Source organism: Streptomyces sp. SAI-135, from assembly GCF_029893805.1.
In the GTDB taxonomy this organism is placed as follows: Bacteria; Actinomycetota; Actinomycetes; order Streptomycetales; family Streptomycetaceae; genus Streptomyces.
In genome coordinates this window covers 1,878,364-1,895,220 of record NZ_JARXYP010000002.1, presented here as the reverse complement: position 1 = coordinate 1,895,220, position 16,857 = coordinate 1,878,364, and the positions used below count along the sequence as shown (strand labels likewise).

The 16,857-nt window shown below is 71.3% G+C and carries 13 protein-coding genes, 1 tRNA gene and 1 pseudogene; 11 read left to right on the top strand and 4 right to left on the bottom strand.

What is annotated here, in order from left to right; all coding sequences use genetic code 11:
• Positions 1-34 precede the first annotated feature (34 nt).
• Positions 35-106, top strand: a tRNA-Val gene (locus tag M2163_RS12980).
• A 38-nt stretch (positions 107-144) separates the two neighbouring features.
• On the opposite strand, the gene M2163_RS12975 is transcribed toward M2163_RS12980, so the two are convergent.
• Positions 145-870 carry a 3'-5' exonuclease gene (locus tag M2163_RS12975; protein WP_280894029.1) on the bottom strand — a complete coding sequence of 242 codons (726 nt, stop codon included), beginning with the start codon at positions 868-870 and terminating at the stop codon, positions 145-147.
• A 168-nt stretch (positions 871-1,038) separates the two neighbouring features.
• Here M2163_RS12975 and M2163_RS12970 point away from each other — a divergent pair, with 168 nt between their 5' ends.
• From M2163_RS12970 to thrS, 3 genes are all read left to right on the top strand, one after another.
• Positions 1,039-1,605: a DUF4365 domain-containing protein gene (locus M2163_RS12970; RefSeq protein ID WP_280894028.1), complete on the top strand. Its 567-nt coding sequence runs from the start codon at positions 1,039-1,041 to the stop codon at positions 1,603-1,605.
• Positions 1,602-2,813 carry a hypothetical protein gene (locus tag M2163_RS12965; RefSeq protein ID WP_280852628.1) on the top strand — a complete coding sequence of 404 codons (1,212 nt, stop codon included), beginning with the start codon at positions 1,602-1,604 and terminating at the stop codon, positions 2,811-2,813. Before M2163_RS12970 ends, M2163_RS12965 begins: the two co-directional genes overlap by 4 nt.
• A gap of 102 nt (positions 2,814-2,915) precedes the next feature.
• Positions 2,916-4,892 carry a threonine--tRNA ligase gene (thrS, locus tag M2163_RS12960; RefSeq protein ID WP_280852629.1) on the top strand — a complete coding sequence of 659 codons (1,977 nt, stop codon included), beginning with the start codon at positions 2,916-2,918 and terminating at the stop codon, positions 4,890-4,892.
• A gap of 28 nt (positions 4,893-4,920) precedes the next feature.
• On the opposite strand, the gene M2163_RS12955 is transcribed toward thrS, so the two are convergent.
• Positions 4,921-5,532, bottom strand: coding sequence for a potassium channel family protein (locus tag M2163_RS12955; protein ID WP_280897251.1), 612 nt, complete (start codon positions 5,530-5,532; stop codon positions 4,921-4,923).
• Between the two features lie 592 nt (positions 5,533-6,124).
• Here M2163_RS12955 and M2163_RS12950 point away from each other — a divergent pair.
• A complete protein-coding gene (locus tag M2163_RS12950) occupies positions 6,125-6,685 on the top strand; it encodes an HIT domain-containing protein (RefSeq protein ID WP_280894027.1) in 561 nt (186 codons plus the stop codon).
• A 156-nt stretch (positions 6,686-6,841) separates the two neighbouring features.
• Here the strand turns inward: M2163_RS12950 and M2163_RS12945 are convergent, their stop codons facing one another.
• Together M2163_RS12945 and M2163_RS12940 are read right to left on the bottom strand one after the other, a co-directional pair.
• Positions 6,842-8,506, bottom strand: coding sequence for a hypothetical protein (locus M2163_RS12945; RefSeq protein WP_280852631.1), 1,665 nt, complete (start codon positions 8,504-8,506; stop codon positions 6,842-6,844).
• Positions 8,507-8,712: 206 nt separating this feature from the next.
• Complete coding sequence (locus tag M2163_RS12940; RefSeq protein WP_280854252.1) at positions 8,713-10,911, bottom strand: elongation factor G-like protein EF-G2; 2,199 nt, start codon at positions 10,909-10,911, stop codon at positions 8,713-8,715.
• A 215-nt stretch (positions 10,912-11,126) separates the two neighbouring features.
• On the opposite strand from M2163_RS12940, the pseudogene pgsA reads away from it, so the two are divergent.
• The 6 genes and pseudogenes from pgsA (at position 11,127) to pdxT (ending at position 16,815) form a co-directional block, all read left to right on the top strand.
• Positions 11,127-11,898 (top strand): annotated as a pseudogene (gene pgsA, locus M2163_RS12935) (phosphatidylinositol phosphate synthase).
• Positions 11,895-12,812 (top strand): phosphatidylinositol mannoside acyltransferase, encoded by a 918-nt coding sequence (locus M2163_RS12930; protein ID WP_280852633.1) that lies wholly within the window; start codon positions 11,895-11,897, stop codon positions 12,810-12,812. Before pgsA ends, M2163_RS12930 begins: the two are co-directional and overlap by 4 nt.
• Positions 12,809-13,978, top strand: a complete 1,170-nt coding sequence (locus M2163_RS12925) for a glycosyltransferase family 4 protein (RefSeq protein ID WP_280852634.1) — start codon at positions 12,809-12,811, stop codon at positions 13,976-13,978. The genes M2163_RS12930 and M2163_RS12925 overlap by 4 nt, the downstream gene beginning before the upstream one ends.
• Positions 13,979-14,602: 624 nt before the next feature.
• On the top strand, positions 14,603-15,142 hold the full coding sequence (locus tag M2163_RS12920; RefSeq protein ID WP_280852635.1) for a hypothetical protein: 540 nt from the start codon (positions 14,603-14,605) through the stop codon (positions 15,140-15,142).
• Between the two features lie 156 nt (positions 15,143-15,298).
• On the top strand, positions 15,299-16,204 hold the full coding sequence (pdxS, locus tag M2163_RS12915) for a pyridoxal 5'-phosphate synthase lyase subunit PdxS (RefSeq protein ID WP_020138065.1): 906 nt from the start codon (positions 15,299-15,301) through the stop codon (positions 16,202-16,204).
• Positions 16,205-16,209: 5 nt separating this feature from the next.
• Positions 16,210-16,815 (top strand): pyridoxal 5'-phosphate synthase glutaminase subunit PdxT, encoded by a 606-nt coding sequence (gene pdxT, locus M2163_RS12910; protein ID WP_280894026.1) that lies wholly within the window; start codon positions 16,210-16,212, stop codon positions 16,813-16,815.
• Positions 16,816-16,857: the final 42 nt, after the last annotated feature.

Below are 16,857 nucleotides of genomic sequence, written 5' to 3'. Positions count from 1 at the left end.
GGCCGCGGGGACCTGTATTGTTCAGTGCGTTCCCGGGCGATTAGCTCAGTGGGAGAGCGCTTCGTTCACACCGAAGAGGTCACTGGTTCGAACCCAGTATCGCCCACCGGGAAAAGCCGGTCCGCAGCAGCGGACCGGCTCTTTTCATGCCGCCGCCGGCAGGTCCGGCCGCAGCGGCCACGAGGTGTCCACGATCTCGTAGGTACCGCTGCGCGCGAACCACGCCTGCAGCCCACGGGCCTGCGCCGCGTGCCAGGTCGCCTGCAAGGTGTGCAGCTCGGCGGGGGACAGGCGCTCCAGCCGGGCCGCGAAACGGCGCCCGAGCGACCGTACGACGTCCAGTGCGGCCAGCGCGTCCGCGGCCGCGTCGTGGGCGCCCTCCAGCGGCACCTCGTAGTGCGCGCACAGATCCGTCAGGGTGCGGCGGCCCTTGCGGTAGCGGTCGAGGTGCCTGTCCAGGACCCGCGGATCCAGGACCCGCAGCGTCGAGGCCTGCAACCAGCGGTCCAGCGACGAGGCGCGGTGCCGGCGCAGCTCGCGGTCCAGCAGCGTCAGGTCGAAGGGTGCGTTCATCACGACCAACGGCCGGTTCGCCGCCGCCTGTTCGGCCAAAGCCTCCGCTATCTCGTACATCACCGGCGCCGGCCAGCGGCCGTTGCGCTGCAGGTGTTCGTCCGTCAGACCGTGCACCGCCGTCGCCGCCTCGGGCACCGGCACACCGGGGTTGACCAGCCAACGGGTCACCCGGGGCCGACTGCCCGGCGCGTCCTGGACGACGACGGCGGCCGACACGATCCGGTCGCTCTCCACGTCGACGCCCGTGGTCTCCGTGTCGAAGGCCGCGAGGGGCCCCTCGTACCAGCACGTCATGCCTACCCAACTCCTCCGTCAAGCCCGGCAGCTGACGTCCCGTCTTCTGCCTGTTTGGTGATACCCGGGCTGTTTGCGCACTACGCCGGAAGGACACAACACAAGTACGGGTCTGCGCAGTTCAGCGGCCCGTCACAGGGAATCACCTGGTTCGGAAGGCTGTTGGTCATGGCGATAGCGCAGCCCGAGCGGGGCGGGCTGCTGCCCGGACGCACGGGCCCCCTTCGCGGCACGCTCGCCACCACCGCCTGCATGGAGACACTGCAGGTGGGCTATCTGCACGCCGTCGCGGCGGCGGCCGGCTGCTCCTTGTCGCAGCCCTTCCCGGACAACGGCATCGACTGGCACGTCAGCCACGGCTCGCCCGGACACACCGTCGACGACGAGGTCACCATCAAGGTGCAGCTCAAGTGCACCTACCAGGTGGCCCCCAACCCGGCGGGCCGCTTCTTCTCCTTCACGCTCGACAACGACCACCTGCGCAAACTCGCCCGCACCCCGGTGTCGGTGCACAAGATCCTGGTCGTGATGCTCGTGCCGAGGGCCCAGGACGACTGGCTGCGCGCCGGCCACGACCGCCTGGACCTCCGGCACTGCTGCTACTGGGTCAACCTGGCCGGCCACCCCGTCACCGGCCGGACCCGGACCACCGTGCGGATCCCCACCAACCGCATCTTCGACGACCGGGCCCTGTGCGAGATCATGACGCGGGTCGGGACGGGAGGCAGACCATGACCCACCGCCCGCTTCAGGAGCCACTGCGCGCGGTACGCCCCCACCCCGAGGCCCACTGGGACCGCCCGCCGACCCCCGACGAGGTCGACCCCGCCGTCCTCAGCGCCCTGCTGCACCGGCACGGCTGGCAGCGGCGCGGCGGCGCCCCCGGTCGCTACGGCCGCTGGACCCCGCCCGGTCCCGGCGGCGGAACCAGCCTGCTCGTGCCCGAGAGCCGCGCCTTCCCCGACAGCGAGGACCTCCTCGGGGAGGCACTCGTAGCCCTGTCCCGCAGCGGCACGCCCTCCGCGCGCGAGGTGCTCGTCGGCCTCGCCGTGCCCAGCGACGAGATCCGCTGGTGGCGGGACGTCCCGACCGGCCCCGCCGACGCCACGGCATGGACCGTCGAGGAGCAACTGCGCGCCGCCGCCCGCCAGACCCTGCTCGCCGGCGCGCTCGCCACCCGCGCCCGGGCCGGCTACTACGGCGCCCGCTACCGCCGTACGGCCGCCGCCTCCCTCGACAGCGTCCTGGTCGGCTCCGCCGCCGGTGGCCGCCGGCTCACCGCCTTCGTGCCCGTCGGCACCGGCCGCCCCCTCGCCGTCCGCCTCCACCAGGCCCTGTGCGCCGCCCGCGAGGCCATCGACTACCAGCGGGCCACCGGCGGCATGGACGCCTTCGACGGGGCCGTGGAGGCGGGCGTCAGCCGGGAGCTCACCGAGGCGCTGATCGCCCTCGTCCGCGGCACGGAGGGCGCCCGTGTCGCCGTCGAGTGGGCGCCCGCGGCCGGGGTCCCCGAAGGGTGCGCGGCGTCCGGCGAGGCCGTCGAGTTCTCGCCCGGCGACCTGCCCGTGCTGCGCGAGGCCGGGGCCCGCTTCCTGCGCGAGGAGCCCTCCGTCGCCGTGCGGATCACCGGCACGGTGGTACGGATGCGCAGGTCGGGGCCGCGCGGCGACGGGTCGGTACGGCTGCGGGTACTGGCCGGCGCCGAGATACCGCACGTCCGGCTGAGCCTGGACGAGGAGGCGTACCGCATCGCCGGGCACGCCCATCTCGTCGGGCTGCCGGTCCGGGTGCACGGCAGGCTGGAGAGCCGCGGCGGCTTCCGCAGGCTCACGGGAGCCACGGACGTCGTGCCCGTGCAGGTCGACGAGGCCGAGCGGGACCGGCTGATGAAGTCCCTCCAGGAGAATCTCGACTTCTTCGAGGAGGCCTGCGGAGGGGACTGAGACCGGGACTGATTTCGCGGAGGTGGGTGCCGGGTCGGTACGATCCCCTATTGCGCGCGCTCCCGGTATGGCGCCGCATCCACCTTCAGTCAGGAGAGACCGGTGTCAGACGTCCGTGTGATCATCCAACGCGATTCCGAGCGGGAAGAGCGCGTGGTGACGACGGGCACTACGGCCGCCGAGCTCTTCGCCGGCGAGCGCTCGATCGTCGCCGCGCGCGTGGGAGGCGAGCTCAGGGACCTCGCGTACGAGCTGCGCGACGGCGAGACCGTCGAGGGCGTCGAGATCTCCTCCGAGGACGGTCTCAACATCCTGCGCCACTCCACCGCGCACGTGATGGCGCAGGCCGTCCAGGAGCTCTTCCCGGAGGCCAAGCTGGGCATCGGCCCGCCGGTCAAGGACGGCTTCTACTACGACTTCGACGTCGAGAAGCCGTTCACCCCCGAGGATCTCAAGGCCATCGAGAAGAAGATGCAGGAGATCCAGAAGCGGGGGCAGAAGTTCTCCCGCCGTGTGGTGACCGACGAGGCGGCCCGCGAGGAGCTCTCCGACGAGCCGTACAAGCTCGAACTGATCGGCCTCAAGGGCTCGGCCTCCTCGGACGACGGAGCGGACGTCGAGGTCGGCTCCGGTGAGCTGACGATCTACGACAACCTCGACGCCAAGACCGGCGACCTGTGCTGGAAGGACCTCTGCCGCGGTCCCCACCTGCCGTCGACCCGTGCGATCCCGGCGTTCAAGCTGATGCGCAACGCGGCCGCCTACTGGCGCGGCAGCGAGAAGAACCCGATGCTCCAGCGCATCTACGGCACCGCCTGGCCCACCAAGGACGAGCTGAAGGCGCACCTCGACTTCCTCGCCGAGGCCGAGAAGCGCGACCACCGCAAGCTGGGCAGCGAGCTCGACCTGTTCTCCATCCCGGAGCAGATCGGCTCCGGCCTCGCGGTCTTCCACCCCAAGGGCGGCATCATCCGCCGGGTGATGGAGGACTACTCGCGCCGCCGTCACGAGGAGGAGGGCTACGAGTTCGTCTACACCCCGCACGCGACGAAGGGGAAGCTCTTCGAGCAGTCCGGGCACCTGGACTGGTACGCCGACGGCATGTACCCGCCCATGCAGCTCGACGAGGGCGTGGACTACTACCTGAAGCCCATGAACTGCCCGATGCACAACCTGATCTTCGACGCGCGCGGGCGGTCGTACCGCGAACTGCCGCTGCGCCTGTTCGAGTTCGGGACCGTGTACCGGTACGAGAAGTCGGGCGTCGTGCACGGCCTCACGCGTGCGCGTGGCTTCACGCAGGACGACGCGCACATCTACTGCACCCGTGAGCAGATGTCGGAGGAGCTCGACAAGACGCTCACCTTCGTCCTCGGCCTGCTGCGCGACTACGGCCTGACCGACTTCTACCTGGAGCTGTCCACCAAGGACCCGGAGAAGTTCGTCGGCTCGGACGAGGTCTGGGAAGAGGCCACGGAGACCCTGCGGCAGGTCGCCGAGAAGCAGGGCCTGCCGCTGGTTCCCGACCCCGGTGGCGCCGCCTTCTACGGCCCCAAGATCTCCGTCCAGACCAAGGACGCGATCGGCCGTACCTGGCAGATGTCCACGATCCAGCTGGACTTCAACCTGCCGGAGCGCTTCGAGCTGGAGTACACCTCGCCGGACGGCTCCAAGCAGCGCCCGGTCATGATCCACCGCGCGCTGTTCGGTTCCATCGAGCGGTTCTTCGCGGTGCTCCTCGAGCACTACGCGGGCGCCTTCCCGGCGTGGCTGGCCCCCGTCCAGGCGCTCGGCATCCCGATCGGTGACGCGCACGTCGAGTACCTGGAGAAGTTCGCGGCCGCGGCCAAGAAGAAGGGCCTGCGGGTCGAGGTCGACTCCTCGTCCGACCGGATGCAGAAGAAGATCCGCAACGCCCAGAAGCAGAAGGTGCCCTTCATGGTCATCGCGGGCGACGAGGACATGGCGAACGGCTCGGTCTCCTTCCGCTACCGCGACGGCTCGCAGGAGAACGGCATCCCGTTCGACGAGGCCATCGCGAAGATCGTGCAGGTCGTGGAGGAGCGGGCACAGGTCTGACGCCCGTACGACGGGGCCCTCGGGGAGTTCAGCTCCCCGGGGGCCTCTCGTCGTCCTCCCGCGAGAACACCTGGAGCAGCCAGGAGGCGAAGGTGCCGGTCACCGCGGCGAGCAGGGCCATCCCGATCATCATCACGCCGACCGCGATCAGCCGTCCCAGCGGGGTGACCGGGGTGACGTCGCCGTAGCCGACGGTGGTCAGGGTGGCGCAGGTCCACCAGACGGCGTCGCCGAAGGTGGGCATGGTGGTACCAGGGGCGTGGCGTTCCTGCTGGTACACGGCGAGGGCACCGGCGAAGCCCAGCAGAAGGGTCGACAGACCGGAGTACGCCATCACGCGGGCGTGCAGGGCGAGGCGGGGCCGCCCACGGCGGCGCAGCACGGTCTCGTACACCTTCACCACCCTGAGCGGCCGCAGCAGCGGCAGGAGCAGGACCACGGTGTCCAGCACATGCGTCCGTACGAAACGCAGCCGCTGCCCGCTGAGGCGCCAGCGGACCGCGTAGTCGACGGCGAACAGCGCCCACGCGGCCAGCGTCACCGCCAGACACAGGTCGAGCACGGCCTGCGGAAGACCGGGGGCCAGGACGCGCAGCGCGTAGGCGGCGAGGAAGGCGAGGGAGGCGACGGCGAGCGGAATCTCGACGTGCTGCTCCCAGGCGGTGTGGGGGTGGGCGGGGCCGGGGGTTCCGGCGCGGGCCGGGTGGCCGGGGGGCCGACGGTGGGCGGCGGGGTCCGACGTGCTGCGGCCCTGGTGCCAGGCGGGGTTGCGGGGCCCGGGTTCGTCGGCGGGGCGGGGGTGGTGACCGGCGTGGTCCGGGGACCGGGGTTCCTGGCGGCCGGGGCGCTGGTGATCAGCTGGGCTGTGGGGCTGGTCGCCTGCGGGGTCCTGGTCCGCGTGTGTGCCGGTGGCGTGGGGTCGGTCGCCCCGTACAGCGGGGCGTTCGGGCCTGCCGGCGCCATGGGCCGTCTCATCCCCTCCCGTGCCCTGGTCCGTGTGCTTGCCGGGCACCTGGGTCCCGTCACCGGCCGTGCTCTGTCCCTCGTACCCGCGGGCGGCGTCGTCATGGGGCCCGCGGGCAGCGTCGCCCCGCGGTCGGCGTGCGTCCGTGCCGTCGGTCTCGGGGCCCTCGCCGCCGGGGCGCGCGCCGCTGTCGTCGTCCACCCGCCCAGCTTGGCCCGGACTGCTTTTCCCACAACCCCGCCGACACGGCGCGAACGGGCGAAGCCATATGCTGCTTTGCATGACGAGTGAGCCGGAGCAGCAGTTGGGAGTGGGGACGCAGGACGCGTTCCAGCGTCTGTGGACACCCCACCGGATGGCCTACATCCAGGGCGAGAACAAGCCGACCGGCCCGGGCGCCGACGACGGCTGCCCCTTCTGCTCGATTCCGGCCAAGTCCGACGAGGACGGCCTGATCGTCCGGCGCGGCGGGCTGGTGTACGCGGTGCTCAACCTCTACCCCTACACCGGCGGCCACCTGATGGTCGTGCCCTACCGTCACGTGGCCGACTACACCGACCTCACGGACCCGGAGACCGCCGAGCTGGCGGCGCTGACCAAGCAGGCGATGACGGCGCTCCGGACGGCCTCCGGGGCGCACGGCTTCAACATCGGCATGAACCAGGGCACGGTCGCCGGCGCCGGTATCGCCGCCCACCTGCACCAGCACATCGTCCCGCGCTGGGGCGGCGACACGAACTTCATGCCGGTCGTCGGCCACACGAAGGTGCTGCCGCAGCTCCTCGGCGACACCCGCAAGATGCTGTCGGAGGCCTGGCCGGCGTCGTGATCCTGGCCGGGCATTCATCCTTCAGCGGGCCGGCATCTTTCAGCCCGTCCGGCGTTTGAGGACGAGGCCGCAGGCCGAAGGGGGGTCTGGGGGCGCAGCCCCCAGGGACCGCACCCCAGACCCACCCGCACCCATTTCGGCTGAACCGCCGGAGGCCTACGCGTCGTAGACGTCCGCCTTGCGCGGCGACACGTCCTGCACCTGCGTGCTCAGGAAGCCCGCGCGCGTGCCGAACTTCTCGGTGTCCACGCCGTTCTCCTGAAGCACCCGGATCGCCGCGGAGTGCACCACCCGCAGCACCGGCGTCGCGGCGCGCAGCGCGTCGTCGGCCATGAAGCGGTGCCGCCACGGCTTGTCCGCCCAGGCGTGCCGCAGACCGAACGGCTCGGGCAGGGCGAGCGAGCCGCCCAGCCAGTTGAGCAACGGGGGGTACCGGGTCAGGGGCGCCCGGGCGGCGAGGCGGACCACCTCGTCCGCGTCGACCAGCGGCAGCTTGATCTTCTTGGTCTCCCAGAACCTGATCTGCTTGGCGACTTCCTTCTCCTTGGCCGCCGGCTTCGAGGTGAACAGCCCGTGCACCGGCCCGAGCGCGTGCCCGGTGACCTCGATGCGCAGCGTCTCGTGCAGCACGGTCACCGTGATCAGCATCGTGAGGACCAGCTGCCCCTCCCACAGCGTCCACTGGACGCCCAGGTAGTGCCGGTCTCCGCCACCGAACTGCTGCTTGTTGCAGATGTCCTGTATCGCGTGGGACTTGACCTGGTAGGCGTCCACGTCGGTGCCCCCGGGCCGGGACACCTCCTTCGCGCCCTCGGCGATCGGGGTGACGATCCAGTGCCGTACGGACGGCTTCGGGAAGCCGCCGGTGTTGATCGTGTTGCGTTCCAGCATGCGCAGCTGGTCGTGGATGGAGCGGATGACGTCCCAGCTGCGGAAGGGGTGGATCTCCCGGGTGGGGTCGGCAGACACCAGGTCCTCGGCCAGCTGCCAGCTGCCCCACCGGGTGCCCATGCCGAGTATCCCCTTGGGGCCGGCGTAGAAGACCGCGTTGGACTGCTGCTCGGCGCTGAGCGTGGCCAGGGACTGGCGCAGCTGCTCGGCCGCGGTCTCGCCGGGGTTGCTCGGCACCGCCTCGGGCACCTTGGCGCCGACGCTGCTGCCCGCCAGCAGACTGGCCCAGCGTTCCCGCAGATCCCGCGCGGTGCGCTCGCAGATCTGCTTGGCCCAGAACCAGCCGACCACCGGAAGGGCCACGCACGCGCGTGCGTACAGGCCCCAGAAGCCCGTGAACGGCATCTTGATCAGGAAGAGCACGGCCAGCGCGCCCATCGCGACGAGCAGCGCGGTGGCGAGCGCGCCCGCCTGCTTGTTGTCCTCGCGCTTGGCGATGGTGGTGCGCAGTGTGAAGACCAGCAGCCAGACGAGGAGCCCCGGCAGGAAGAGCACACCGCACAGCACCATCACCGCGGTCAGCCAGTTGTCCCTGTCCCGGCGGATGTTGTTCGCCGCGAGACAGTGCTCGACCACGACCTGCGGCTCGGCGCCGAAGGACTGGATGAGCGGCTTGCGGCCCGCGCCGAGCATGCGGGTGATCACCGCAGTGGAGAACGCCTCGCCCAGGTTGGGGCGGAAGATCTTCGCCCACCTGCGGCCACCCTTGACGGCCGACTCGTGCCATTCGTTGTTGGCCTTGAGGATCTCCTCCACCGGATTGTCCCGATAGGCCGCCGAGGCCAGCGCGAACGTCGCCGTCTGCGCCTCGTCGCCCGTGCGCGGCACTTGCGGACCGAAGATGTCCGCGTAGCCGCTGTCAACGGTCATTCCCGCCCCCGATCGCCGCCGGACTCACCCACTGCGGCCTTCCCGACTTCCTTGCTTCGCACACCTGTTGATCAGGTCATCAGCGTATCCGCACGCACGGACATTAACCGGCGGACGGCCGAAGCCGCCCGCCGATTCGGAGGGATGTGTTCCACAAACGTCACCCGCGGGGCCCCGGACGCCACTTGTGCGGCGCCCCAACCCAACTACGAGGCGGCCCGCGCCTCTTCACGGATCCTTTCGGCGATCTGCGGCGGCATGGGCTCGTGCCGCGCGTAGGAACGGCTGAAACGCGCGGTGCCGTGCGACAGGGACCTGAGGTCGACGGCGTACCGCCCGATCTCGATCTCGGGCACCTCGGCCTTGACGAGCGTGCGCCCGCCGTTGGTCTGCTCGGTGCCGAGCACCCGGCCGCGACGCCCGGACAGGTCGCTCATCACGGCCCCCACGTAGTCGTCGCCGACCAGCACGGACACCTCGGCCACCGGCTCCAGCAGATGGATCTTGGCGTCGGCCGCGGCCTCCCTGAGGGCCAGCGCCCCGGCCGTCTGGAACGCGGCGTCCGAGGAGTCCACGGAGTGCGCCTTGCCGTCCAGGAGCGTCACCCGGACGTCGATGAGCTGGTGGCCGGTGGCGACCCCCTTGGCGGCCTGCGCCCGTACGCCCTTCTCGACGGAGGGGATGAACTGCCGCGGTACCGCGCCGCCGACGACCTTGTCCACGAACTCGATGCCCGAACCGCCGGGCAGCGGCTCCACCTCGATCTCGCAGATGGCGTACTGCCCGTGCCCGCCGGACTGCTTCACGTGCCGCCCGCGCCCGGCCGACTTGCCGGCGAAGGTCTCCCGCAGGGACACCCGGTGCGGTACGACGTCCACCTGCACGCCGTAGCGGCTGCGCAGCCGTTCCAGGGCCACGTCGGCGTGCGCCTCGCCCAGGCACCACAGGACGACCTGGTGGGTGTCCTGGTTCTGTTCGAGCCGCATAGTGGGGTCCTCGGCGACCAGCCGGGCCAGGCCCTGCGAGAGCTTGTCCTCGTCCGCCTTGCTGTGCGCCTGGATGGCGAGCGGCAGCAGCGGGTCGGGCATCTCCCACGGCTCCATGAGCAGCGGGTCGTCCTTGGCCGAGAGGGTGTCGCCCGTCTCCGCGCGGCTCAGCTTCGCCACGCACGCGAGGTCGCCCGCGATGCAGTGCGAGAGCTGGCGCTGCTGCTTGCCGAAGGGGGCGGACAGGGCGCCGATGCGCTCGTCGACGTCGTGGTCCTCGTGCCCTCGGTCGGCGAGCCCGTGCCCGGAGACATGGACCGTCTCGTCGGGGCGCAGGGTGCCCGAGAAGACCCGTACCAGCGAGATCCGGCCGACATACGGGTCGGACGCCGTCTTCACGACCTCCGCGACCAGCGGCCCCTCGGTGTCGCACGCCTTGATCTCACGAGGCTTGCCGTCGATGGTCGTCACACCCGGCGTGGGGTGCTCGAACGGTGTCGGGAACCCGCCGGTGATCAGCTCCAGCAGCTCGACCGTGCCGAGGCCCTGCCTGGCGCCCTCGGCCGCGGGGGCGGCCGCCAGGACCGGATGGAACACCCCGCGCGCCACGGCCCGCTCCAGGTCCTCCACGAGCGTCTTGAAGTCGATCTCCTCACCGCCCAGATAGCGGTCCATGAGGGTCTCGTCCTCGCTCTCCGAGATGATCCCCTCGATCAGCCGGTTGCGGGCCTCCTCGATCCCCGGCAGCAGGTCCTCGCCGGGCTCGGCCTCCTTGCGCTCCCCGGAGGAGTAGTCGAACAGCTTCTGCGACAGCAGTCCGGTCAGCCCGGTCACGGGCGCGTGCCCGTCGGGCCCCTGCGGGCCTCTGAGCGGGAGGTAGAGCGGCAGCACGGCGTCGGGGTCGTCGCCGCCGAAGGCCTCCGCGCAGATCCGCGTCATCTCCTCGAAGTCCGCCCGCGCGGCCTCCAGATGCGTGATGACGATCGCCCGGGGCATCCCGACGGCCGCGCACTCCTCCCACACCATGCGCGTGGAGCCGTCCACGCCGTCCGAGGCCGAGACGACGAAAAGGGCCGCGTCCGCCGCGCGCAGACCGGCCCTGAGTTCTCCGACGAAGTCGGCGTATCCGGGGGTGTCCAGAAGGTTGATCTTGTACCCGTCCCATTCGACGGGCACCAGGGAGAGCTGTACCGAGCGCTGCTGCCGGTGCTCGATCTCGTCGTAGTCCGAGACGGTGCCGCCGTCCTCCACGCGGCCCGCCCGGTTCACTGCTCCCGCGGTGAGCGCGAGAGCTTCCACCAATGTCGTCTTGCCCGATCCGGAGTGGCCGACCAGCACCACATTCCGTACGGACGCGGGGTGGTCGGCCGCTGTTGCCCTGCCGGCGGCTCCGGGGTGTGCGTTCGCCTTGTCGCCCATGGCCTTGCCTCCCGTGCACGGTGAGGTCTCTGTGGGCGCGGACATGCGGACCCGCGTGCGGTGCGGCTCCGGTGACGCCCGCGGTCCTTCGAGCTTTCCACTCCCGTCACGGTGCGTCCATACGAAGGACGCGATCGCGCCGTGACCGGGATGCCGCGGGCCCGTGACACGGGCTCCGGGTGCCCGGCCGTCGCCCGCACGCGCGCGTGGCTACGATGGGCCAGCCGGTGGCCAGCAGGGGCCGAGCCGGCCACACCGACCGTCGGGAAGGCCATGCTGAACAAGTACGCGCGTGCATTCTTCACGCGTGTTCTCACTCCGTTCGCCTCATTTCTGATCAGAAGGGGCGTCAGTCCCGACACGGTCACGCTCCTCGGGACCGCCGGAGTGGTCGCGGGCGCGCTGGTCTTCTACCCCATCGGGGAGTTCTTCTGGGGCACGGTCGTGATCACGCTGTTCGTGTTCTCCGACCTCGTCGACGGCAACATGGCCCGCCAGCTCGGCCGCTCCAGCCGCTGGGGTGCCTTCCTGGACTCCACCCTCGACCGGGTCGCCGACGGAGCCATCTTCGGCGGCTTCGCCCTCTGGTACGCGGGCGGCGGCGACGACATCGCCCTGTGCGCGGTCTCCATCTTCTGCCTCGCCAGCGGCCAGGTGGTGTCGTACACCAAGGCCCGTGGCGAGTCGATCGGCCTGCCGGTCGCCGTCAACGGCCTGGTGGAGCGCGCCGAACGCCTGGTGATCGCGCTCACCCTGGCGGGCCTCGCGGGCCTGCACAAGTTCGGCGTGCCCGGCATCCAGTACCTGCTGCCGATCGCGCTGTGGATCGTCGCCGTCGGCAGCCTGATCACGCTGATCCAGCGGGTCGTCACGGTCCGCCGGGAGTCGGCGGAGGCCGAGGCGGCCGAGGGGGCCGCGGAGCAGTCCTCCGCCCCCGGCCCGTCTGCCGGAGAGGCCCGGGAGCAGGGGAGCGAGGCCGCGAAGTGAGTGCCCAGGAGCGGCTGACGGACTCGCTGTACGGTCTCGGCTGGGGCGTGGTCAAGAAGCTCCCCGAGCCGGTCGCCGTGCGCCTCGGCCGGAGCATCGCCGACCTGGCCTGGAGACAGCGCGGCAAGGGCGTGCTGCGCCTGGAGAGCAACTACGCGCGCGTGGTGCCCGACGCGAGCCCCGAGCGCCTCGCCGAGCTCTCGCGCGCGGGCATGCGGTCGTACCTGCGCTACTGGATGGAGTCCTTCCGGTTGCCCGCGTGGAGCAAGGAGCGCATCAGGAACGGTTTCGACCCCAAGGGCCTGCACCACCTCACCGAGGGGCTCGCCGCCGGCAAGGGCGTCGTCCTCGCGCTCCCGCACATGGCCAACTGGGACCTCGCCGGCGCCTGGGTCACCACCAAACTGGAGACCCCGTTCACCACGGTCGCCGAACGGCTCAAGCCCGAGACGCTGTACGACCGTTTCGTCGCCTACCGCGAGGGCCTCGGCATGGAGGTCCTCCCGCACAGCGGAGGCACCGCCTTCGGCACGCTGGCCAGACGGCTGCGCGACGGCGGCCTGGTCTGCCTGGTGGCCGAGCGCGACCTGTCGTCCTCCGGCGTGGAGGTCCGGTTCTTCGGCGAGGCGACCCGCATCCCCGCGGGCCCGGCCCTGCTGGCCCAGCAGACGGGCGCGCTGCTGCTGCCGGTGACACTCTGGTACGACGACTCGCCCGTCATGCAGGGGAGGGTGCACCCCCCGGTCGAGGTACCCGAGACAGGTACACGGGCCGAAAAGACGTCTGTCATGGCACAGGCGCTGGCCGATGCCTTCGCCACCGGGATCGCCGACCATCCGGAGGACTGGCACATGCTGCAGCGTTTGTGGTTGAAGGACCTCGAACCCCGGCCGTCGGACGGAGCCCGCCCGTGAGGATCGGCATCGTCTGCCCGTACTCATGGGATGTGCCCGGTGGCGTCCAGTTCCACATCCGTGATCTCGCCGAGTACTTCATCCGCCTCGGCCACGAGGTGTCCGTCCTCGCCCCGGCCGACGACGACACCCCGCTGCCGCCGTACGTCGTCTCGGCCGGCCGCGCGGTGCCGGTGCCGTACAACGGCTCGGTGGCCAGGCTGAGCTTCGGTTTCCTGTCGGCGGCACGGGTGCGCCGCTGGCTGCACGACGGCGAGTTCGACGTGGTCCACATCCATGAGCCGTCCTCGCCGTCGCTCGGTCTGCTGACCTGCTGGGCCGCGCAGGGGCCGATCGTCGCCACCTTCCACACCTCGAACCCGCGCTCCCGGGTCATGGTCGCCGCGTACTCGATCCTCCAGGCCGCCCTGGAGAAGATCAGCGCGCGGATCGCCGTCAGCGAGTACGCCCGCCGTACGCTCGTCGAACACCTCGGCGGCGACGCGGTGGTGATCCCCAACGGCGTGGACGTCGACTTCTTCGCCAAGGCCGAGCCGAAGCCGGAATGGCAGGGCGACACGATCGGATTCATGGGCCGCATCGACGAACCCCGCAAGGGCCTGCCGGTGCTGATGAGGGCCCTGCCGAAAATCCTTGCCGCACGCCCGCAGACACGGCTCCTGGTCGCCGGGCGCGGTGACGAGGAGGAGGCGGTGGAGTCGCTCCCCGAAGAGCTGCGCGCGCGTGTGGAGTTCCTCGGCATGGTCAGCGACGAGGACAAGGCCCGCTTCCTGCGCAGCGTCGACCTGTACGTCGCCCCCAACACCGGCGGTGAGAGCTTCGGGATCATCCTGGTCGAGGCCATGTCGGCGGGGGCTCCGGTGCTGGCGTCGGACCTGGACGCCTTCGCCCAGGTCCTGGACCACGGCACGGCGGGCGAGCTCTTCGCCAACGAGGACGCGGACGCGCTGGCGGAGGCGGCGGTACGACTGCTCGGCGACCCGGTGAGACTGGCCGAGCTGCGCGAACGCGGCAGCGCGCATGTCCGCCGGTTCGACTGGTCCACCGTCGGGGCGGACATCCTGTCGGTCTACGAGACGGTCACGTCGGGCGCGGCGGCGGTGGCGGCGGCGGACGACGACCGGGTGACGGGCCTGAGGGCACGGCTGGGGCTGGCGCGGGACTGATCGCGGCGAGAGGGTGCGTGAGCGTGGCGCGGGCGGTGGGCACGGCTGCCACCGGACCGGCTGACTCGCCGGGCGGGGCTGATCGCGGTGGGGTGGAGGCTGGGCGGGCGAGTGAGCGTGGCGCGGGCGGTGTGCCCGGCTGCCACCGGATCGCTGACCCGTCGGGTGGGACTGATCGCGGTGGGGTGGAGGCTGGGCGGGCGAGTGAGCGTGGCGCGGGCGGTGTGCCCGGCTGCCACCGGATCGCTGACCCGTCGGGTGGGACTGATCGCGGTGGGGTGGAGGCTGGGCGGGCGAGTGAGCGTGGCGCGGGCGGTGTGCCCGGCTGCCACCGGACCGGCTGACTCGCTGGGTGGGACTGATCGCGGTGGGGTGGAGGCTGGGCGGGCGCGTGAGCGTGGCGCGGGCGGTGTGCCCGGCTGCCACCGGACCGGCTGACCCGTCGGGGGGACTGATCGCGGCGGGGTGGAGGCTGGGCGGGCGCTTGGGTGAAGTGCGGGCGGTGTGCACGGCTGTCAATTGGCTCGCTGACCCGCCCTCCCGCCCGGGTGCCGGGCGGTGGCGCCGACTGGCTCTCCTGCCTGCCGCATACCGCACCGGCCCGCCCCGATAGCCTTGCTGCCCGTGACTCCCACCCTCATCTGGATCCTCGTCGCGCTCGTCGCGATCGGCCTTTATCTGAGCTGGACCGCGGGCCGTCTCGACCGGCTGCACGCCCGGATCGACGCCACGCGGGCGGGCCTGGACGCGCAGTTGCTCCGCCGGGCCTCCGTGGCCCAGGAACTGGCCACCTCGGGCGTGCTCGACCCGGCCGCGTCGATCGTCCTGTACGAGGCCGCGCACGCCGCCCGGCAGGCCGAGGAGGAGCAGCGGGAGGTCGCCGAGAGCGAGCTGAGCCATGCACTGAGGGCCGTGTTCGCGGAGCCCGCCCAGGTGGAGGCGGTGCGCGAGGCGCCCGGGGGAGAGGCGGCCGCCCACGAGCTCACCGAGGCGGTGCGGCGGGTACCGATGGCCCGCCGCTTCCACAACGACGCCGTCGGCGCCGCCCGCCGCCTGCGCCAGCACCGCAAGGTCCGCTGGTTCCGCCTGGCCGGCCACGCCCCCTTCCCGATGGCCTTCGAGATGGACGACGAACCCCCCGCGGCCTTGGTGGACCGGGCGTAGCGACCGGCGCCCCGCAGGGACTCTGTGCCGCCCATCTGCGCCGCTCGTAGCAGCAAAAACGATCCACCGGCTCTCCATTGGCCCTTGCTGTGGCCTGCTCCGGTGACGTTTCCTCGGTGCTGCAGTAATCCCCTTTCACTTCAGCGAGGTCAACCCGTGTCCAGCACCGAGAACCAGGCTCCCGAGACCGGCACCGCGCGCGTGAAGCGCGGTATGGCGGAGCAGCTCAAGGGCGGCGTGATCATGGACGTCGTCACGCCGGAGCAGGCGAAGATCGCGGAGGACGCGGGCGCCGTCGCCGTCATGGCCCTGGAGCGGGTGCCCGCCGACATCCGCAAGGACGGCGGCGTGGCCCGCATGTCCGACCCGGACATGATCGAGGGCATCATCGAGGCCGTGTCCATCCCGGTCATGGCGAAGTCCCGCATCGGCCACTTCGTCGAGGCCCAGGTCCTGCAGTCGCTCGGCGTCGACTACATCGACGAGTCCGAGGTCCTCACCCCGGCCGACGAGGTCAACCACTCCGACAAGTGGTCCTTCACGACCCCCTTCGTCTGCGGTGCCACCAACCTGGGCGAGGCCCTGCGCCGCATCGCCGAGGGCGCGGCCATGATCCGCTCCAAGGGCGAGGCCGGCACGGGCAACGTCGTCGAGGCCGTCCGCCACCTGCGCCAGATCAAGAACGAGATCGCCAGGCTGCGCGGCTTCGACAACCACGAGCTGTACGCCGCCGCCAAGGAGCTGCGCGCCCCGTACGAGCTGGTCAAGGAGGTCGCCGAGCTCGGCAAGCTCCCCGTGGTGCTGTTCTCCGCCGGCGGTGTCGCCACCCCGGCCGACGCCGCGCTGATGCGCCAGCTCGGCGCCGAGGGCGTCTTCGTCGGCTCCGGCATCTTCAAGTCCGGCGACCCGGCCAAGCGCGCCGCCGCCATCGTGAAGGCCACCACCTTCTACGACGACCCGAAGATCATCGCGGACGCGTCCCGCAACCTCGGCGAGGCCATGGTCGGCATCAACTGCGACACCCTCCCCGAGACCGAGCGCTACGCCAACCGCGGCTGGTAACACTCATGAGCACTCCTGTCATCGGCGTCCTGGCCCTCCAGGGCGACGTCCGGGAGCACCTCGTCGCCCTGGCCGCGGCCGACGCCGTGGCCAGGCCGGTGCGGCGCCCGGACGAACTCTCCGAGGTGGACGGCCTCGTCATCCCCGGCGGCGAGTCCACCACCATCTCCAAGCTGGCCGTTCTGTTCGGCGTGATGGAGCCCCTCCGCGCGCGCGTGCGCGACGGCATGCCCGTCTACGGCACCTGCGCGGGCCTGATCATGCTGGCCGACAAGATCCTCGACCCGCGCTCGGGCCAGGAGACGATCGGCGGCATCGACATGATCGTGCGCCGCAACGCCTTCGGACGGCAGAACGAGTCCTTCGAGGCCGCCGTCGACGTCAAGGGCGTTCCGGGCGATCCTGTGGAGGGCGTCTTCATCCGCGCCCCCTGGGTGGAGTCGGTAGGCGCCGAGGCCGAGGTGCTCGCCGAGCACGACGGCCACATCGTCGCGGTCCGCCAGGGCAACGCGCTCGCCACGTCGTTCCACCCGGAACTGACGGGCGACCACCGCGTGCACTCTCTCTTTGTCGACATGGTGCGCGCGTACCGGACGCGGGAGTCCTTGTAGGATCTCAGGCGTTGGTTGCAGAGATGGGTTACGCGAAGGAGA